The 17,927-nt window shown below is 67.0% G+C and carries 17 protein-coding genes and 1 pseudogene; 6 read left to right on the forward strand and 12 right to left on the reverse strand.

Features of this window, described 5'->3' with window-relative positions:
* Positions 1-177: 177 nt before the first annotated feature.
* The 10 genes from ACYVD0_RS04770 to ACYVD0_RS04815 all read right to left on the reverse strand — a co-directional run bounded on the left by ACYVD0_RS04770 (position 178) and on the right by ACYVD0_RS04815 (position 7,935).
* Positions 178-564: a type II toxin-antitoxin system VapC family toxin gene (locus ACYVD0_RS04770; protein WP_460425736.1), complete on the reverse strand. Its 387-nt coding sequence runs from the start codon at positions 562-564 to the stop codon at positions 178-180.
* Positions 561-806 (reverse strand): type II toxin-antitoxin system Phd/YefM family antitoxin, encoded by a 246-nt coding sequence (locus tag ACYVD0_RS04775; RefSeq protein ID WP_460425737.1) that lies wholly within the window; start codon positions 804-806, stop codon positions 561-563. Before ACYVD0_RS04775 ends, ACYVD0_RS04770 begins: the two co-directional genes overlap by 4 nt.
* Before the next feature lie 134 nt (positions 807-940).
* On the reverse strand, positions 941-1,765 hold the full coding sequence (locus ACYVD0_RS04780) for a peptidoglycan DD-metalloendopeptidase family protein (RefSeq protein ID WP_460425738.1): 825 nt from the start codon (positions 1,763-1,765) through the stop codon (positions 941-943).
* A 25-nt stretch (positions 1,766-1,790) separates the two neighbouring features.
* A complete protein-coding gene (locus tag ACYVD0_RS04785) occupies positions 1,791-2,555 on the reverse strand; it encodes a M15 family metallopeptidase (protein WP_460425739.1) in 765 nt (254 codons plus the stop codon).
* A gap of 4 nt (positions 2,556-2,559) precedes the next feature.
* The gene (gene xseA, locus ACYVD0_RS04790) at positions 2,560-3,930 is read right to left on the reverse strand and encodes an exodeoxyribonuclease VII large subunit (RefSeq protein WP_460425740.1); all 1,371 of its coding nucleotides are present in this window, start codon (positions 3,928-3,930) and stop codon (positions 2,560-2,562) included.
* A gap of 73 nt (positions 3,931-4,003) precedes the next feature.
* Complete coding sequence (locus ACYVD0_RS04795) at positions 4,004-4,876, reverse strand: DMT family transporter (protein WP_460425741.1); 873 nt, start codon at positions 4,874-4,876, stop codon at positions 4,004-4,006.
* Between the two features lie 136 nt (positions 4,877-5,012).
* Complete coding sequence (locus ACYVD0_RS04800) at positions 5,013-5,777, reverse strand: AraC family transcriptional regulator (protein WP_460425742.1); 765 nt, start codon at positions 5,775-5,777, stop codon at positions 5,013-5,015.
* A gap of 131 nt (positions 5,778-5,908) precedes the next feature.
* Positions 5,909-6,886, reverse strand: a complete 978-nt coding sequence (locus tag ACYVD0_RS04805) for a D-2-hydroxyacid dehydrogenase family protein (protein ID WP_460425743.1) — start codon at positions 6,884-6,886, stop codon at positions 5,909-5,911.
* A 105-nt stretch (positions 6,887-6,991) separates the two neighbouring features.
* Positions 6,992-7,534, reverse strand: coding sequence for an ISAs1 family transposase (locus ACYVD0_RS04810; RefSeq protein WP_460425744.1), 543 nt, complete (start codon positions 7,532-7,534; stop codon positions 6,992-6,994).
* Complete coding sequence (locus ACYVD0_RS04815; RefSeq protein WP_460425745.1) at positions 7,528-7,935, reverse strand: ISAs1 family transposase; 408 nt, start codon at positions 7,933-7,935, stop codon at positions 7,528-7,530. The genes ACYVD0_RS04810 and ACYVD0_RS04815 overlap by 7 nt, the downstream gene beginning before the upstream one ends.
* Positions 7,936-8,121: 186 nt before the next feature.
* Between ACYVD0_RS04815 and ACYVD0_RS04820 the strand changes: the two genes are divergently transcribed.
* The 3 genes from ACYVD0_RS04820 to guaA all read left to right on the forward strand — a co-directional run bounded on the left by ACYVD0_RS04820 (position 8,122) and on the right by guaA (position 13,167).
* Positions 8,122-9,975, forward strand: coding sequence for a 3'-5' exonuclease (locus ACYVD0_RS04820; RefSeq protein WP_460425746.1), 1,854 nt, complete (start codon positions 8,122-8,124; stop codon positions 9,973-9,975).
* A gap of 63 nt (positions 9,976-10,038) precedes the next feature.
* Positions 10,039-11,508, forward strand: a complete 1,470-nt coding sequence (guaB, locus tag ACYVD0_RS04825; RefSeq protein WP_460425747.1) for an IMP dehydrogenase — start codon at positions 10,039-10,041, stop codon at positions 11,506-11,508.
* A 78-nt stretch (positions 11,509-11,586) separates the two neighbouring features.
* A complete protein-coding gene (guaA, locus tag ACYVD0_RS04830) occupies positions 11,587-13,167 on the forward strand; it encodes a glutamine-hydrolyzing GMP synthase (RefSeq protein WP_460425748.1) in 1,581 nt (526 codons plus the stop codon).
* 164 nt (positions 13,168-13,331) lie between these two features.
* Here the strand turns inward: guaA and ACYVD0_RS04835 are convergent.
* A pseudogene (locus tag ACYVD0_RS04835) lies at positions 13,332-13,475 on the reverse strand (IS4 family transposase); the annotation flags it as partial.
* Positions 13,476-13,830: 355 nt separating this feature from the next.
* On the opposite strand from ACYVD0_RS04835, the gene ACYVD0_RS04840 reads away from it, so the two are divergent.
* From ACYVD0_RS04840 to tadA, 3 genes are all read left to right on the forward strand, one after another.
* Entirely contained in the window at positions 13,831-14,199 is a 369-nt protein-coding gene (locus ACYVD0_RS04840; protein WP_460425749.1) for a 2Fe-2S iron-sulfur cluster-binding protein, read from the forward strand.
* A gap of 334 nt (positions 14,200-14,533) precedes the next feature.
* Positions 14,534-15,907, forward strand: a complete 1,374-nt coding sequence (locus ACYVD0_RS04845; RefSeq protein ID WP_460425750.1) for a multicopper oxidase family protein — start codon at positions 14,534-14,536, stop codon at positions 15,905-15,907.
* A gap of 43 nt (positions 15,908-15,950) precedes the next feature.
* A complete protein-coding gene (gene tadA, locus ACYVD0_RS04850; protein WP_460425751.1) occupies positions 15,951-16,427 on the forward strand; it encodes a nucleoside deaminase in 477 nt (158 codons plus the stop codon).
* A 12-nt stretch (positions 16,428-16,439) separates the two neighbouring features.
* Here the strand turns inward: tadA and mltF are convergent, their stop codons facing one another.
* Positions 16,440-17,903: a membrane-bound lytic murein transglycosylase MltF gene (mltF, locus tag ACYVD0_RS04855; protein WP_460425752.1), complete on the reverse strand. Its 1,464-nt coding sequence runs from the start codon at positions 17,901-17,903 to the stop codon at positions 16,440-16,442.
* Positions 17,904-17,927 lie beyond the last annotated feature (24 nt).

Genomic DNA, 17,927 nt, shown 5'->3' on the forward strand with positions numbered 1-17,927 from the left:
TGGCGTCGGGTCGCATCATGATGACGGGCTCCAGAAAGAAATCGGGAGCACAGCATCGGCGGGCCTTTACCTCGGTTGAAGATGGGGTTCATGGAGCGCTTTCGATCGAAGCGCTGCATACGATGGTTCATAGGGCTGCAGTCGGGGACAGACCCGGGTTTGCGTTCGGTTCAGGGGTCAAGCCTGCCACACCGGTCCAGGGTATTGCGCAACCAGCGCATCGGCTGTCAGCAGGACGATGCCCTCGACCATCGCCTGGGCGATCAGAATTCGGTCGAATGGGTCTTTGTGAATCGGTGGCAGGGTGTCGATCGCAACGCTGTGCTCGCTGGTGATCGGCAGTTCGTTGTAGCCATTGTCCAGCAAGCCTCTGCGTAGTACTCGCGCGTCGACCTGGAAATCGTTCCTGCCGAGGCCGCGTTTGATGGCGATTTCCCATAGGCTCGCGGCGCTGAAGAACAGTTCGTTTTCCGGTTCTTCAAGCAGTGCACGGGTATTCGCCGAGAGTCGCTCAGGTGTGCCGGCGGCCCACAGCAGCAGATGGGTATCGAGCAGCAGCTTCAAGCGTCGCCTCCAAACAGCTGCTCGATTTCTTCGCTGCCCATGCGGTCGAAATCGTCCGGCACAGCGATCTGGCCGGCCATGAAACCCAGACGTTTCACCCGTGTCGTGTCGGGGGCATCCAGTCGAGAGACTTTCACCAGGGGCTTGCCCGCCTTGGCAATGATGAAGGGCTCCCCTTTGACAGCTTGTTCGATCAAGCGCGAAAGATTGGTTTTCGCCTCATGGATGTTGACTGTGTGCATGGGGTTGTCTACTTGACTTAGTTCAATGAGCTTAGTCCGACATGGCGTCGCTGGCAAGGATGGCAGACCCAAGGGCGGGGGTCCCGGTTACTCCGCGAGCAGGAAACCGGGGGTTGCCGTTGTTTGCTCGACCATCACTTGCTGAACGCGCCGATGAAGATCGCCGGATCGACCCGGGCGTCGTTGAGGCTGACGTTCCAGTGCAGGTGCGGTCCGGTGGCCCGGCCGGTGGCGCCGACCCGGCCGAGCACGGCGCCGCGGGGCAGTTCGTCACCGACCTGCACCTCGACCTTGGACAGGTGGCAGAACATGCTCACGAGCCCCTGGCCGTGGTCGACGAACACCGTCTTGCCGTTGAAGAAGTAATCGCCGACCAAGGTCACCTTGCCGGCCGCCGGGGCTTTGACCGGGGTGCCGGCCGGCACGGCGAAGTCCAGTCCGGAGTGAGGGTTGCGTTCTTCGCCGTTGAAGAAGCGACGCAGGCCGAAGGGGCTGGACAGGGGGCCGGCGACCGGCTTGTCGAACAGCAGGTTGCTCGGCTGGCGCGGATCGAAGCGCCGGTAGGCGTCGGTCTGCTCGGCCAGCTCGCGCTCGATGCGCTTGAGGTCCTCCGGGTTTGGGTCGACCTGGCGCTGGTTCTTCAGGGTGATGCGCTGTTCTCGGTAGTGGCGGAGCTCGACCTGGAAGGCGAGGGAGCGGCCGTCCGCCTCGATCCGCTGCGTGCCCGGCTTGACCGACAGCGGGATGCCGACGATGGCTATCCAGCGCTTGCCGTCCTCGCGGACCGTTAGCACCGGCTTGTCCTGGTAGCGCACCTGCGGCGCCATGAGGCCGTCACCCAGGTCGATGACCGCCACGCCGCCGGGCACCGGCTTGTCCAGCAGGCGGCTAAGAAAGCCTTCGGCATGGGCGGGCAGGGCGAGGAGCAGGGCAAAACAGGCGGCGAGCAGGCGTGACATGACGGGCTCCGGCAATTCGAGGGTTTCAGGTCGGGCTGGCGAAGCGTTCGGCCAGTTGCTGCTGCCACAGGCCTTCCAGGCTGGGCGGCTCGGTCGGGCCGTAGAGCGCCGCCGGCTGGCCGCGGTACCAGGCCCACAGCTGGTCGCCGAAATCGTAGTGCCACCACTCGCTCGGCAGGTTGCTGAAGCCGGCCTCGAGCATGGCGTTATGCAGCAGCCGGCGGCGGTCGCGGATGGCCAGTGCGGCGCCGTCGCCGGCGGCCGCCGTCTCGTAGTGGGCGCTGAACGCGCGGGGACCGACCTCGTCGAAGTGCGAGCCCATGTCCAGCCCGCGGCCCTGGGTGTCGCACAGGGTCACGTCTACCGCACCGCCAGTCAGGTGCGGGCTCGGCGCCTGCGGGTCGCGGCTGGGCGGCGAGACGAACTGGCGGGTCAGGCGCTGCAGGGTCGCCGCGTCGGCCTGCGGATGATGCCGCGCCATGGCTGATTCCAAGGTGCGATACAGGTGCTGTTGCACGGCGATCGGCCGCCAACCGTCGAGCACCACCAGCGCCAGGCCGGCGGGCAGGCGCTCGGCGGCGCGCAGTAGGCGCTCGAAGACTTCCTGGCGCACCTGGCAGTCGTCGACGGCCTCGGGGATGCCGAGGTGGCGGTAGGCCGGGTAGACCCGCAGCGCGGGGGCCAGGCGCAGGGTGCACAGAGCTTCGCCGAAGTCGGCCACAGGGATGCGGGCGACCTGCGCCCAGTCGGGTTCGGCGAAGGCCGGAATCGCCCGGTTCAACTCGCTCATCGGTTCAGTCCGACTGTGGCTGGGGTGGGGAGGGGGCCTCGACGCGCAGATCCAGCTCGCCCTCGGCGAGACGCGCCCTGAGGCGCTGGCCGGGGCGGGTCTGGGCAGCGGCGCGGATCGCCCGGCCCTGTTCGTCGAGGAGGATCGCATAGCCACGGCCTAGGGTCGCCAGCGGGCTGACCGCCTGCAGGGTCTGCGCGGTGGCCTCGAGACGCTGGCGGCGCTCGCGCAGGGCGCCCTGCATGGCGCGCGGCAGGCGTTCGCCAAGGTGTTCCAGGCGCTGGCGCAGCAGGCCGAGCAGGCGCTCGGGATGCTGGGCGGCGAGGCGGGTATCGAGGCGCGCCAGGCGCTCGGTACTACCCTGCAGATGCCGCTGCATGGCGCGTTGCAGGCGCAGTTCCAGATCGTCGAGGCGCTGGGCCTGCTGCTGCAGACGCTCGCCGGGATGGCGCAGGCGCCGGGTCAGGCCGTCGAGCTGCAGGCGGCGGGTGGCGAGCAGGTGCTGCATGCGTTGCTGCAGGCGGCGCTGCAGACCGTCGAGGCGGCGCTCGAGGTCGCTGCTGTCGGGGGCCAGCAGTTCAGCGGCGGCCGAGGGGGTCGGCGCGCGCACGTCGGCGACGAAGTCGGCGATGGTCACGTCGGTCTCGTGGCCGACGGCGCTGACCAGCGGCGTTGCGCAGGCAGCAATGGCACGGGCCACGGCTTCCTCGTTGAAGCACCAGAGGTCCTCCAGCGAGCCGCCGCCGCGGGCCAGAATCAGCGCGTCGAAGCCCCGGCGGTCGGCCAGTTCGAGGGCATGGAGGATCTGCGCCACCGCCTCGCGGCCCTGCACCGCGGTGGGAATCAGGGTCAGCTCGATCTGCGGCGCGCGGCGGTGGAACACCGAGACGATGTCGCGGATCACCGCGCCGGTCGGCGAGCTGACGATGCCGATACGCTGCGGGTGGGCCGGCAGCGGGCGCTTGCGCTCGGCGGCGAACAGGCCTTCGGCGGCGAGCCGCTCCTTGAGCGCCTCGAAGGCAAGGCGCAGGGCGCCGTCGCCGGCCGGTTCGACCAGGTCAAGGATCAGCTGGAAGTCGCCGCGCCCCTCGTACAGCGAGACCCGGCCGCGCACCCGCACCGCCAGCCCGTCGCACAGGGCCTCGCGCACGCGCAGGGCGTTCTGCCGGAACAGCGCGCAGCGCACCTGGGCCTGGCGGTCCTTGAGGGTGAAATAAATGTGGCCGGAGGCCGGGCGGGCGAGGTTGGAGATCTCGCCCTCGACCCAGACCTGGGCGAACACGTCCTCCAGCAGCACGCGGGCGCGGCCGTTGAGCTGGCTGACGGTGAGGATTTCCCGGTCGAGGCCGAGACGTTGGAAGGGATCGGTGAGCATGGCCGGCATCATAAGCCGCCGCGGCGGCGTCGGGAACCGCGCTGGCACCTACCGGCCAAACGCAGCTATGGCATTAATTGAGATCGTCGACCGGCGGGGCGCGCCTGCTCAGGCGGGCGGAAATCACTGTGGCCAGCAGGATCAGCGCGCCGCCGGCGAGCATCCGCAGTCCGGGCCGCTCGTCGAACAGCCACCAGGCGAAGAGGATGCCGTAGACCGGCTCCAGGGCGAACACCACCGAGGCGCTGCGGGCATTGAGCATGCGCAGGCTGGCGACGAACAGGCTGTGCGCCAGGGCCGTGCAGAGCAGGCCGAGCAAGGCTATCCACAGCCAGTCGAGGGCGCGCACTGTCGGCAGTTGCGACCAGGCCAGCGGCAGGCTGCAGGCGAGGATGGCGAGGTTCTGCCAGAGCGCGGCCTGCGCCGGCTTCACGCCCGGGGTGGTGGCGCGGTTGGACACCGATACCAGGGCGAACAGCAGGCCCGAGAGCACCGCCCAGACCAGGCCGAGGGTAGCCTGACTGTGGAGATCCAGGCTCGGACTGACTAGCACCAGGCCTAGGCTGACCAGGGCGACCACGCCCCATTCGGCCGCACGCACCCGCTCGCGGAACAGCAACCCCTCCAGCAGCACGGTAAAGGCCGGGAAGCTGGCGAAGCCCAGGGTGGCCACCGCCACGCCGGACACCTTCACCGCGATGAAGAAGCTCCACCAGTGCCCGCCCAGGAGCAGGCCGGCGCCGGCCAGCGCCAGGCGGCGCCGCCAGCTGGGGCGCAGCCAGTTTCCGTTCGGGCGGGCGAACGGGAGCAGGGCGGCCACGGCGAACAGCGCGCGGCCGAACACGATTACCAGCGGCGCGGCCAGGGCCAGCTTGCCGAAGATGCCGGACAGGCCGAAGAGCAGGGCGCCCAGATGCAGGGCGAACAGGGCGGAGCGATGTTGCATGGGGAGTCCGAAGGCGATGGGGCGGAGGTTCATGCGGGGCGCATCCCGCAGAGGGTGCCGCGTGCACTGGAGGACGGTGCGGGACTCCCGGTCGATCCGGGCAGTCTAGGCAGGCCGCTGGCCGCGGTCTGTCGCGCTACTCGCAGCCTTTGTCGCGCGACTCGCGGCGCAGCTGGCGCGGGGTGACGCCGAGCTGGCGGACCAGAGCGGCGGTGAAGGCGCTCTGCGAGGCGTAGCCGACCCGTGCGGCGATCTCGCCGACCGGCAGGGCACTGCCCAGCAGCAGCTCGCGGCCCAGGCGCAGGCGCCGGGCGCGCACATGCTCCATGGGCGTCAGCCCGGTCTCGGCGAGGAAGCGCATATGGAAGCGCGCCGCGGACAGGCCGCACAGCCGCGCCAGGTCGGCTACCTGCAGCGGGTGGGCGCAGTGGCGGTCGATGTGCGCGTCGATGGCCGTCAGCGGCAGGCTCGCCGGCGCATGGGCTGCGCGGGCATCGCTGAGGCTGACCAGCAGCAGTGCGGCGCCCTGCTGGGCGATCACCTCGTCGTGCAAAGGGCTGGCCGCCAGCCAGCTCACCAACTGGCTCTGCGCGGTGTCGAGCTGGACCCGGCCGGGATTTTCCAGCAGCCGCCGGCTGGCATCGGCATGCCGGCCCAGGCGCTGCCGCAGCCAGTCGTCCGACGGCAGGTCCAGTACCAGGCAATGGCTACCGGCCGGGGCGACGCAGCTGTGGTGTTCTTCCGGCGGGACCACGGCGAGGCTCTGGCTGAGCACTTGGCAGCCGTGGCCGGCCACTTCGAAGTCCAGACAGCCGGACAGGCCGAACACCAGCTGGGCATGGGCGTGGCTGTGGGCGAGCTGTTCATGGTGGTAGCGGCGCAGGGACAGGACCTGGTGCATGCTGGGCTCCTCGGGCGAGCCAGCAGTGTATACCCGCAGCGATCCTGCTGCCGAAGCCCCCTCGCGAGCGCCCCGAGCGGCAACGCCGTACCGGAGCCTCGGTTGACCCATCGACTCAACCAGACAGGCCACTACTGCCCCGCCAGCACCTGCGGATTGGCCAAGTTGCGCGGCTCACCAGCGAAGAACGCCAGCAGGTTGTCGAAGGCGTCGCCGAAGTACAGCTCGTAGCCATGCTTCTCCACGTAGCCCAGGTGCGGGGTGCAGAGCACCCGCGGGTGGTTCAGCAGCGGATGGGCGGGGTCGAGGATCGGCTCCTGCTCGAACACGTCGAGGGCGGCGAAGCCCGGCCGGCCGGCGTCCAGCGCGCGGAGCAAGGCGCCGGGGGCGATGAGTTCGGCGCGGCTGACGTTGACCAGAAGGGCGTCGGGCTTCATCCGCGCCAGGTCCTCGGCACCGACGATGTGCCGGGTGGCGGGCACCAGGCGCAGGTTGAGGCTGAGCACGTCGGCCTCGGCGAAGAAGGCCTCGCGCGACTCGGCGGCGCGGTGGCCGTGGGCGCGCGCGGCGCTACGCGACTCTTCGCTGCCCCAGACCAGCACCGGCATCTCGAAGGCCTGGGCGTAGCGGGCCAGGCGCTGGCCGATCTTGCCGTAGCCCCAGATACCCAGGGTCAGCCCGGCCAGGCGTTCGCCGAGGTTGGTCTGCCAGCGGCCCTCGCGGCAGGCGGCAATGGCCGGCTGCAGCCGGCGGCGGGCGTTGAGGATCAGCGCCCAGGCCAGTTCCGCCGGGGCGATCGGCGAGCCGCGTCCCTCGGCCACGGCGACGCCGTGGCGGGTGCAGGCGTCGAGGTCGAGGTGGGCAGCGATCTTGCCGGTCTGGCTGATTAGCCTGAGCTGTGGCAGGCAGGCCAGCAAGGTTTCGTCGATGCGCGTGCGCTCGCGGGTCAGCACCAGTGCGTCGGCGTCGGCGAAGCGCTCGGCGAGCCGCAGCGGGTCATTCTCGGCATCATGGAAGATCTCCAGGCTGTGGCCGGCGTCGCGCAGCCGGGCGAAGCAGTCGAGGGTGTGGATGACGTCCTGGTAATCGTCGGGGATGACGATGTGCATGGCGGTGGCTCCTTGGCGGGTGGGACCGATTTCTAGCAGAAAGGGTTCGGGCCGTCACGGTCGGCAGGGCCTTCAGTCCGAGGCGATCCGGCCAGGGCAATCGCGCTATGAACCTTCTGCCCCAAATAGCAGCTGTGTTCGGTACGGCGCATGGGGGCAGGCGCGCATGCGCCGCCTGTCGATGCTCGGCTTGCTGCTGTCGTTCTGTCGTATCAGGTTCAGGGCGGCCCGACGTATCACGGCCAGGTTGCTGGCCGAGTGATCCTTGCGACTGCGATTGGCATCCTCCCGAAACTGCACATCCAATACCCAGTGCTGGCTGTTCTCGATGGCCCAGTGCTCGCGCACCACGCCGGCAAACTGCTCCAGATCGCCGATCGAACTCAGGAAATAGCGGCACTCGCGCGTTTCCTGGCCGCCCACCTGGCGAGTCGACTCCACTCGCCCCAGCGCCGTCAGCCCTTTCCACTCGGCCCTCGGCTCCAGCCAGTCCAGGTTGTGGCTCAGGCTGTAGCGACGCACCTCGAGACGGCCATGCTCCTTGTCGAGCGTTTCCAGGATCGGCAGCGCGCCCTTGCCGGTCTGATCGTCCAGCCAGAGCGCCACCTCCTCGCGCAGGGTCGGATGGTTGTCCTTCAGGGTCAGCACGTAGTCTGGGTCGCGAAGGCGCTCATCAGGTGTACGGCACTGCCGTTCCGGCGCGAGCCGCGCAGGGTCTTGCCGTCGAGAGCGATGTGCCGGGCGTCGAGGTCCGGCAGGCTGTCCTGCATCCAGCGCGCGAAGGCGTCGGCGAAGGCCTTGCGCTCCAGGCGCCCGATGACGTTGCTGAGGGTATCGTGCGAGGGAATGCCGTTGGCCAGCGGCAGGAACTCGCGCAGCCAGGCTTCGTTCTCGTGGGCGAAGTCCTCGATGCTGACCTGGTCGTCATAGCCGCACAGGCTGGCGCAGAGGGTGATCATGACGATGTCCTGCAGGGCCTGCAGCTTGTTGCGGGTTTCACGGCGGGGGTCGATGAGTTCGGCGAAGCAGGGCTGGGGATTGGGCAGCATGAGAGGGGCTCGAAAAGATCGATCCACTACCGGCCATCGTCGCCAAAGGCAAGAGGGATATAGCGCGATTGCCCTGGCGATCCGGCGGCGAAGTGAGACGCTCGTGCGGGAAATCCTCTACCATGGGTGGCTTTCGTCCCGCCCCGCCAGGGCGGAATCCGTCGCCACCGGATACCGGGAGCCCCCATGGCCGTACTCATTCCGCCGCTCAGCGCCTGTCTTTCCCGCATGACAGCGGGGCAAAGACGGGTTGCCCGAGTGCTGCAGGACAGCCTCGCAGACGACTGTCTGGTCTGGTACGACATTCGCCCGGGCAGGGCGCGCTGCCATTCCGACTTCATCGTCCTGCATCCCGGGCGCGGTCTGCTGTTCCTCGAGGTGCGGGACTGGACGGCGGGCAGCATCAAGCGGATATCCCTCTCCACCTGCACCCTGGAAACCGCCGAGGGGTGCCATGAGGTGGCGCATCCCCTGGCGCAGGCGCGGCACTGCGCCTTGCAGGTGGTGAACGATCTGCTGCGCAGTCCGCTGCTGCGCCAGGCCGAGGGCCGCGACGCCGGCAAGCCGGTCTACCCCTTTGGCTGGGGCGTGATCTTCAGCGATATCGGCCGCGCCCAGGTGGAGCAGGGCATCCCGCCCGAGGTGCGCGAGCGGCTGCTGCCGGAGCAGCGGGTCCTCTATCGAGACGACCTGCGCGAAACGGCGCCGGAGGCCTTTCGGCAGCGCCTGTGGCGGATGTCCGAGCCGGGCTTCCCCTGCCGGCTGACACGGGTGCAGATTGACCGCATTCGCTGGCATCTGTTTCCCGAGCTGCGCATCGGCGCCGACGGCCTGATGGCGCCGCTACCCGCGGATGCAGCGGCCGTCGCGCCGCTGTCGGACGGTATGCAGGTCATGGACTTGCTGCAGGAGCACCTCGCCCGCAGTTTGGGCGAGGGGCACCGGGTCATCCACGGGGTGGCCGGCTCGGGCAAGACGCTGATCCTCGGCTACCGCTGCCTGCAGCTGGCCGGGACGCTGGACAAGCCGATCCAGGTGTTGTGCTTCAACATCACTCTGGCGGCCAGGCTGCGCCGCTTCGTCGCCTCGCGCGGTATCGGCGAGCGGGTGCAGGTCCAGCACTTCCACGCCTGGTGCGAGCAGCAGCTCGAGACCTGGCAGCTGGAGGTGCTGGAGGGCGAGGACGAGTACTACTGGCGCGTTGCTGACTCGGTGATTGCCGGGCTGGCGCGCGGGCAGATTCCCCCTGGCCAGTACGGCGCGCTGCTGATCGACGAGGGGCACGACTTCGAGCCGGAATGGCTGCGTCTGCTCACTCGGCTGGTCGATCCCGAGAGCGGTTCGCTGTTGTTGCTCTATGACGACGCCCAGTCGATCTACCGGAAGCGCTCGGCACAGGGCTTCAGCCTGGCCAGTGTGGGCATCCAGGCCTGGGGCCGCAGCAGCGTGCTCCGTCGCAACCACCGCAATAGCCGGGAAATCCTCGAATTTGCCGGTCGTCTGGCCGGGGAGCATATGCAGGCCGGTGAGGGCGACATTCCACTGCTCGAGCCGCAGGCGGCCCGGGGTTCGGGGCCAGTGCCGGTGCTGCGCCGTTTCGAGCGGCTGGCCGGCGAGCTGGCCCACGCCGCTCGCTGTCTGCAGCAATGGCATGCCGAAGGCGTGCCCTGGAAGGACATGGCTGTGCTCTATCCGGAGGGCGGCGCTGGCCAGGCAATGGCCGAGGCGCTGGCCGGGCTCGGCGTGCCTCATGTGTGGCTGGACGGCCGCGCGGCCCGCAGCGGCTACTGTGCCGAGGCGGAGCGGGTGTCGCTCATGGCCATCCACAGCAGCAAGGGCCTGGAGTTCCCGGCGGTGGTGCTGCTCGATGCCTCCTTCGTGGCGCCGGGCGAGGTGGCCGACGCGGCGCTGCCCGAGCGCTTGCGCCTGCTCCATGTCGGCATCACCCGGGCGCGGGAGCGGTTGCTGGTCGGCTTCCACCGGAACAACGCGATAGCCCGGGCGCTGGCAAGAGACGAACTGCGCTGCTACGCACATTGAGCCGGCCCCGGTGGCTGGGTATAATATCGCGCTTCCATTTTTTCCCGCCTGGGAGCCCCCGCCATGCTGCGTATCAGTCAAGAAGCCCTGACTTTCGACGACGTTCTCCTGATCCCTGGATATTCCGACGTACTGCCCAAGGATGTCAGCCTCAGGACTTGCCTGACCCGCGGCATCGAGCTCAACATTCCGCTGGTATCTGCCGCCATGGACACCGTCACCGAGGCTCGTCTGGCCATCGCCATGGCCCAGGAGGGCGGCATCGGCATCATCCACAAGAACATGACCATCGACCAGCAAGCCGCCGAGGTGCGCAAGGTCAAGCGCTTCGAGGCCGGTGTGCTCCGCGACCCGATCACCATCGAGGCCGACGCTACTGTCCGCGACCTCTTCGAACTGACCCGCCAGCACAACATTTCCGGTGTGCCGGTGCTCTCCAACGGCGATCTGGTGGGCATCGTCACTTCCCGTGACGTGCGCTTCGAAAGCCGCCTGGATGCCCGGGTGCGCGAGGTGATGACACCGAAGGAGCGCCTGGTCACTGTCCGCGAGGGCGCCGACAAGGAGGAGGCCCGCCAGCTGCTGCACAGGCACCGCATCGAGCGCGTGCTGATCGTCGACGACGCCTTCCGCCTGAAGGGGATGATGACCGTCAACGACATCGAGAAGGCCAAGGCCTACCCGCTGGCCAGCAAGGACGACCAGGGTCGTCTGCGCGTCGGTGCTGCGGTGGGCACCGGTGCCGAGACGCCGGATCGCGTGGCGGCGCTGGTCGCCGCCGGGGTCGATGTGGTGGTGGTGGACACCGCCCATGGCCACTCCAAGGGCGTGATCGAGCGCGTGCGCTGGGTCAAGCAGAACTTCCCCGACGTCCAGGTGATCGGCGGCAACATCGCCACCGGCGAGGCCGCCAGGGCACTGGCCGAGGCCGGCGCGGACGGCGTCAAGGTGGGCATCGGGCCGGGCTCGATCTGCACCACCCGTATCGTTGCCGGGGTTGGAGTGCCGCAGATCAGCGCCATCGCCAATGTCGCCGCTGCCCTGCAGGGCACCGGCGTGCCGCTGATCGCCGACGGTGGCATCCGCTTCTCCGGCGACCTGTCCAAGGCCATCGTCGCCGGCGCCTACTGCGTGATGATGGGCTCCATGTTCGCCGGCACCGAGGAGGCGCCGGGCGAGGTCGAGCTGTTCCAGGGCCGCTCCTACAAGGCCTATCGCGGCATGGGTTCACTGGGGGCCATGGCGCAGACCCAGGGCTCGTCCGATCGCTACTTCCAGGACTCCTCCGCCGGCGCCGAGAAGCTAGTGCCGGAAGGCATCGAAGGGCGCGTGCCGTACAAGGGCGCGCTGGCGGCGATCATCCACCAGCTGATGGGTGGCCTGCGCGCCTCCATGGGTTACACCGGCAGCGCCACTATCGAGGACATGCGCACCAAGCCGCAGTTCGTGCGCATCACCGGCGCCGGCATGGCCGAGTCGCATGTGCATGACGTGCAGATCACCAAGGAAGCTCCGAACTACCGGGTAGGTTGATTCCGAGTTTCGATCTTCGACACGGGGCTGCTTGATTCAGCCCCGTGTCGTTTGTGAATTCCGTTACGAGAGACGGCCATGGCCCACCAAGACATCCACGCCCACCGTATCCTGATCCTGGATTTCGGTTCCCAGTACACCCAGCTGATCGCCCGCCGGGTGCGCGAGATCGGCGTCTATTGCGAGCTGCATCCGTTCGACATGAGCAATGAGGACATCCGCGCCTTCGCCCCGCGCGGCATCATCCTCGCCGGCGGGCCGGAGTCGGTGCACGAGGCTGACAGCCCGCGAGCGCCGCAGGCGGTGTTCGACCTCGGCGTGCCGCTGCTCGGCATCTGCTACGGCATGCAGACCATGGCCGAGCAGCTCGGCGGCAAGGTGCAGGGCTCGGATCTGCGTGAGTTCGGCTACGCCCGCGTCGACGTGGTCGGCAAGGCGCGCCTGCTCGAAGGCATCGAGGACCATGTGGACGACGACGGCGTGCTCGGCCTCGACGTGTGGATGAGCCACGGCGACAAGGTCACCGGGATTCCCCCGGGCTTCCATGTGCTGGCCAGCACCCCGAGCTGCCCGATCGCCGCCATGGCCGACGACAAGCGCTGCTACTATGGCGTGCAGTTCCACCCGGAGGTGACCCACACCAAGCAGGGCCTGCGCATCCTGACCCGCTTTGTGCGCGAGATCTGCGGCTGCGAAGCACTGTGGACACCGTCCAGCATCGTCGAGGACGCCATCGCCCAGGTGCGCGCCCAGGTCGGCGGCGCCAACGTGCTGCTCGGCCTCTCCGGCGGCGTCGACTCCTCGGTGGTCGCGGCGCTCCTGCACCGCGCCATCGGTGACCGGCTGACCTGCGTGTTCGTCGACAACGGCCTGCTGCGCCTGCACGAAGGCGACCAGGTGATGGCCATGTTCGCCGAGAACATGGGCGTCAAGGTGATCCGTGCCGACGCCGAGGCGCAGTTCCTCGCCAACCTCGCCGGTGTCTCCGACCCGGAGCAGAAGCGCAAGATCATCGGCCGCACCTTCATCGATGTGTTCGACGCCGAGGCCGCTAAGCTCGAGGGCATCAAGTTTCTCGCCCAGGGCACCATCTACCCCGACGTGATCGAGTCGGCCGGCGCCAAGACCGGCAAGGCCCATGTGATCAAGTCCCACCACAACGTCGGCGGCCTGCCGGAAGAGATGAACCTCAAGCTGGTCGAGCCGCTGCGCGAGCTGTTCAAGGACGAGGTGCGCAAGATCGGCCTGGAGCTGGGCCTGCCCTACGACATGGTCTATCGCCATCCATTCCCTGGTCCGGGCCTGGGCGTGCGCATCCTCGGCGAGGTGAAGAAGGAATACGCCGACCTGTTGCGCCGCGCCGACCACATTTTCATCGAGGAGCTGCGTAACTTCGACTGGTACCACAAGACCAGCCAGGCGTTCGTGGTGTTTCAGCCGGTCAAATCGGTCGGTGTGGTCGGCGACGGCCGCCGCTACGCCTGGGTGGTCGCCTTGCGCGCGGTGGAAACCGTCGATTTCATGACTGCACGCTGGGCGCACCTGCCCTACGAGCTGCTGGAGAAGGTCTCCAACCGCATCATCAACGAGATCGAAGGCATCTCCCGCGTTACCTACGACGTGTCGAGCAAGCCGCCGGCCACCATCGAGTGGGAGTGAGGCGGCGGCTCATGCAGCCGACGTCTGCCATCGCTCCGTTCATTTCCCGCCCTCTGGCTGCCGCCGACGTCCCACTGGGCGTCGGTGGTGCTTCCCCGCTCCGCCGGCCAGCGGCTTCTCCCTGTTCGGAAAAGCCGGTCGGACCCTGAGTGATCCCCACAAAATCACCCCAGCTCCTGGGCTTGCCGGTGGACCTCCCGCCGCAGGGCCAGCTCCGGGTCCCGCAGCCTCTCCCGGGAAATGTCTCCCGCATAAGTACGTGCATACTCCAATCCTGGCCGCCACAGCGAGAGCACGCGATTGCTCTGCTCCAGCATGGCCGGCATCACGAAATGATGATATTCGATATATCATTCGCATTTGATAATTAAGTGCAAGTAAGAAATATATTATGAAGTTTTCGACAAACCAGTCGTAAGTTTTATTTAGATGTCTGGCTAATGATTTTGATGATAATTTTCCCGAAATTTTCCGATGATTAAAATCATTGTGTTGGTGGCGCTTCGTAAGTATTATCGCCCTCACGGTCCTGTTGGTAAGGGGCTGTTCCTACAGAGTTTTACAGCTTTTCCAAGTTGCTATTCGTTGTTGGTGCATCTTTGCAGTTGTTGTGATGAATGCACTTGAGTTGGACTGGTAATTAATTGCAGAAAGGATTTTTGTATGGCTACGATTTATTTTTCTTCGCCGCTCATGCCGCACAACAAGAAAGTCCAGGCGGTCGCCGGCAAGCGTTCCACGCTGCTGGGTGTCGCTCAGGAAAACGGCATCAAGATTCCTTTCGAGTGCCAGGATGGTAAGTGTGGCTCTTGTCTGGTCAAGATCACCCATCTCGATGGCGAGCGCATCAAGGGGATGATGCTGACCGACAAGGAGCGGAGCGTTCTCAAGTCCATCGGCAAGCTGCCGAAGTCCGAAGAGGAGCGTGCTGCCGTGCGTGATATCCCGCCCACCTACCGTCTGGCCTGCCAGACCATCGTCACCGACGAAGACCTGCTGGTCGAGTTCACCGGAGAGCCGGGCGGCGCCTGATCGCCGCCGCTTTCGCCAAAACCTCATGGCTGTCGCGGCCATGAGGTTTTTCATTTTCGGCCTTCTTTTTTATAGTAGCCGGTTCTTTGCAATCTCCCGCCTGTTGTCCGCGCCTGCCTGGCCGGGTGCGCCGTCATCCCGGTAAAACTCCCGTGTCGTCCATCGCGTGCCCGGTTGCTTGCCGCCAGGGTCTTTCCGAGCGCTGCGAAAGGGTGGTTGATGCGGCGATGGTTGATCTCGATGGATAATGAGAAACTATTTCATCAATGGCCGGATGCCGCGCCCACGATCAACCGCCCGATGGCTGTGCCATGCCGGGCAGGAGCCTGACTTCATGAGTGCTACCCGTAGACAGATCCTCGCCGGCTTGGCCGGAGTTTCCGTGCTCGGCCTGGGCGCCGGCGGCGCGCGCTACTGGCTGGGCCGGCCAGGCGAGGTGAAAACCCACGACTACGAGCTGATCGCCGCGCCGCTGGATGTGGAGCTGGTGCCTGGGCACCGGACGTCCGTCTGGGCTTACGGCGGGCAGGCGCCGGGGCTGGAGCTGCGCGCGCGGCAGGGCGACTGGTTGCGTGTGCGCTTCGTCAACCGCCTGCCCGAGCCGAGCACCATCCACTGGCACGGCATCCGCCTGCCGCTGGAGATGGACGGCGTGCCCTATGTGTCGCAGCTGCCTGTGCTGCCGGGCGAGTATTTCGACTACCGCTTCCGGGTGCCGGACGCGGGCAGCTTCTGGTACCACCCGCACACTGACAGTGGCGAGCAGCTCGGCCGCGGGCTGGTCGGCCCGCTGATCGTCGAGGAGCGCGAGCCGAGCGGCTTCAGGCACGAGCGCACGCTGAGTCTGAAGAGTTGGCATGTCGACGGGCAAGGTGCCTTCAGCGCGTTCAGCGTGCCACGCGAGGCGGCCCGCGGCGGCACCGTGGGGCGGCTGTCCACGGTCAATGGCGTGCATGTGCCAACCCTCGAGCTGCCGGCCGGACAGATCGTGCGCCTGCGCCTGCTCAATCTCGACAACACCCTGACCTACCGCCTCAACCTGCCGCAGGCGGAGGCACGCATCTATGCTTTGGACGGCAACCCGGTGACGCCACAGCCGCTGGGCAAGGAGTACTGGCTGGGGCCGGGCATGCGCATAGAGCTGGCCCTGCGCGTACCGGCGGCCGGCACGGAATTGCCGCTGCGTAACGGGCCGCTGCGCCTGGCGACTCTGAAAAGTGTGGTCAGCAGCGAGCCGGCCGGTAACTGGCCGCCGGCCTTGCCGGCCAACCCCATCGCTGAACCGGACCTGGCCGCCGCCGAGACGCTGCGTTTCAACTTCGAGTGGACCGGTGCGGTGTCGGTCGACCTGGACCAAGGCGCGACGCACACGTTCTGGCAGATCAACGGCCAGGCCTGGGACATCAGCGACAAGAGCTGTGCCGAGCGGCCGATCGCCACCCTGAAGCAGGGGCAGAGCTACATCCTCGAGCTGCGCAACCTCAGCCAGTACCAGCACCCGATCCACCTGCACGGCATGAGCTTCAAAGTGCTCGACTCCAACCGTCGGCAGATCGAGAGGCCTTGGTTCACCGACACCTACCTGCTGGGCAAGCAGGAAACCGCGCGGGTCGCCCTGGTGGCGGACAATCCCGGGGTGTGGATGTTCCACTGTCACGTCGTCGACCACATGGAGACGGGGCTGATGGCGGCGATCCAGGTGGCATAAGGCGGCAGCCTATATTTTCTCATTCTCTACCCGATCCTTATTCATGAAGAACCTGCAGATCATCGACCGCAGCCAGGACGAACATTTCATGCGCGAGGCGCTGGTTCTGGCCGCCGAAGGTGCCGGGCTGGGCGAGGTGCCGGTGGGTGCCGTGCTGGTGCGGGAGGGCGCGATCGTCGGGCGCGGCTTCAATTGCCCGATTTCCCGTCGCGATCCCAGTGCCCATGCCGAGATGGTGGCGGTCCGCGCCGCCGCCGCCACGCTGGACAACTATCGGCTGCCTGGCAGCACTCTGTACGTGACACTGGAGCCCTGCAGCATGTGCGCCGGGCTGATCGTCCATGCGCGCATCGCCCGGGTGGTGTTCGGCGCAAGCGAGCCGCGCGCCGGGGTGGCGATCAGTCGCGGGGAGTTCTTCGCCCAGGACTTCCTCAATCACCGGGTGCTGGTCGAGGGCGGGCTGCTGGCGGAGGAGTCTGGAGCGATCCTCAAGGCCTTCTTCAGGGCGCGGCGCGGTTGAGGCTGGCGGGGTTTACAGCTGCGGCTTCGCGGTCGGCTCGTCTTTCGGCAGGCCGGGCACGTGCAGGCCGCTTTCGGCGATGCGCGAGCCTTCCATCTGCGGCTGTGTCACCCAGGTGAGGATGTCGTAGTAGCGGCGGATGTTGGCGACGAAGTGCACGGGCTCGCCACCGCGGGCATACCCGTAGCGGGTCTTGCTGTACCACTTCTTTTCCGCCAGGCGCGGCAGCATCTTCTTCACGTCCAGCCACTTGTTGGGGTTCAGGCCCGCGTTCTTGGCCAGCTTGCGGGCATCGTCCAGATGGCCGCTGCCGACGTTGTAGGCGGCCAGGGCGAACCAACTGCGGTCGGGTTCCTGGATGCTTTCCGGCAAGCTCTGGTGGACATGGACGAAGTACTTGGCGCCTCCGTGGATGCTCTGCTTGGGGTCCAGACGATTGGCCACGCCCATCGCCTCGGCGGTCCTTTGGGTGAGCATCATCAGGCCGCGAACCCCGGTCTTGGAAGTGGCGCTGGGCTGCCACTGGGACTCCTGGTAGCCGATGGCAGCCAGCAGGCGCCAGTCGACCCCCTGCATCTTCGCCGCCTCGCGAAAGTGCTGTTCGTAGCGCGGCAGGCGCTGCTGCAGGTGCTGGGCGAAGGTGTAGGCGCCGACATAGCCGAGCACCTCGACATGCCCATAATAGCGCTCCTTCAGTTGCTGCAGGATGCCCTTCTTCTGGGCCTGGGCGAGGAAGACGTCGACCTTCTCCAGCAGGCTGCGATCAGTGCCGGCGGCTACCGCCCAGCTCAGGCTGCGCGCATCGCCCAGGTCGAAGGCCACGCGTACCTTGGGAAAATACACCTGATTCATCGCCAGCTCGTTGGAGTCCACCAGGGTCAGGTCGATCTGGCCTTCGTCGACCATATGCAGCAGGTCGACGACTTCCAGCTCGGCGGTCTCCCCGTATTTCAGCTCCGGCAGCTGCAGTTTGATCTCTGCCAACTGCTCGGCATGGCTGCTGCCCTTGAGGACCAGGATGCGCTTGCCAACCAGGTCCTGCGGGCGGGTGGGGCGGCGCTGGCCGTTGCGGTAGACGACCTGGGGAGTGACGTCCATATAGGGGTGGGAAAACAGCGCTAGGCGACTGTGCGCCTGGCTGGGGATCAGGCCGAGAGTGGCCAGCTCGGGGCCGTTGGGCTGGTTGAGCAGGACGAAGATGGCGTCGAGGTTGTCCGCGGTCTCGATCTGCAGGCCGACGCCCAAATCGTCGGCGAAGCGCTTGACCAGTTCGTATTCGAAGCCAGTCTCGCCGTTGCGGTCCTGGAAGTAAGTGGCTGGGCTATTACGGGTAACGACCCGCAGCACGCCTTCCTCCTGAACCCGCTGGAGGGTCGACGGCCGGGGGGACTCGCTACAACCCATGAGCATCAGGAAAAGTAAGGTCGGCAACAGTCGGTGGGCGCGGCGCCCGCGGAGCGCGGTTCGGTCGGTCATTGGCGTAGTATACGCAAATCGGCA

Source organism: Azotobacter armeniacus, assembly GCF_054779355.1.

Excerpts from the sequence above, each read along its gene's own strand:
- ACYVD0_RS04775 (WP_460425737.1), bottom strand. The coding sequence starts at position 806 with ATGCACACAGTCAACATCCATGAGGCGAAAACCAATCTTTCGCGCTTG.
- ACYVD0_RS04840 (WP_460425749.1), top strand. The coding sequence starts at position 13,831 with ATGGCTACGATTTATTTTTCTTCGCCGCTCATGCCGCACAACAAGAAA.
- ACYVD0_RS04805 (WP_460425743.1), bottom strand. The coding sequence starts at position 6,886 with ATGCACATCGTCATCCCCGACGATTACCAGGACGTCATCCACACCCTC.
- ACYVD0_RS04780 (WP_460425738.1), bottom strand. The coding sequence starts at position 1,765 with ATGTCACGCCTGCTCGCCGCCTGTTTTGCCCTGCTCCTCGCCCTGCCC.
- guaB (WP_460425747.1), top strand. The coding sequence starts at position 10,039 with ATGCTGCGTATCAGTCAAGAAGCCCTGACTTTCGACGACGTTCTCCTG.
- tadA (WP_460425751.1), top strand. The coding sequence starts at position 15,951 with ATGAAGAACCTGCAGATCATCGACCGCAGCCAGGACGAACATTTCATG.
- xseA (WP_460425740.1), bottom strand. The coding sequence starts at position 3,930 with ATGCTCACCGATCCCTTCCAACGTCTCGGCCTCGACCGGGAAATCCTC.
- ACYVD0_RS04845 (WP_460425750.1), top strand. The coding sequence starts at position 14,534 with ATGAGTGCTACCCGTAGACAGATCCTCGCCGGCTTGGCCGGAGTTTCC.
- ACYVD0_RS04795 (WP_460425741.1), bottom strand. The coding sequence starts at position 4,876 with ATGCAACATCGCTCCGCCCTGTTCGCCCTGCATCTGGGCGCCCTGCTC.
- ACYVD0_RS04820 (WP_460425746.1), top strand. The coding sequence starts at position 8,122 with ATGGCCGTACTCATTCCGCCGCTCAGCGCCTGTCTTTCCCGCATGACA.
- ACYVD0_RS04815 (WP_460425745.1), bottom strand. The coding sequence starts at position 7,935 with ATGCTGCCCAATCCCCAGCCCTGCTTCGCCGAACTCATCGACCCCCGC.
- mltF (WP_460425752.1), bottom strand. The coding sequence starts at position 17,903 with ATGACCGACCGAACCGCGCTCCGCGGGCGCCGCGCCCACCGACTGTTG.
- ACYVD0_RS04800 (WP_460425742.1), bottom strand. The coding sequence starts at position 5,777 with ATGCACCAGGTCCTGTCCCTGCGCCGCTACCACCATGAACAGCTCGCC.
- guaA (WP_460425748.1), top strand. The coding sequence starts at position 11,587 with ATGGCCCACCAAGACATCCACGCCCACCGTATCCTGATCCTGGATTTC.
- ACYVD0_RS04785 (WP_460425739.1), bottom strand. The coding sequence starts at position 2,555 with ATGAGCGAGTTGAACCGGGCGATTCCGGCCTTCGCCGAACCCGACTGG.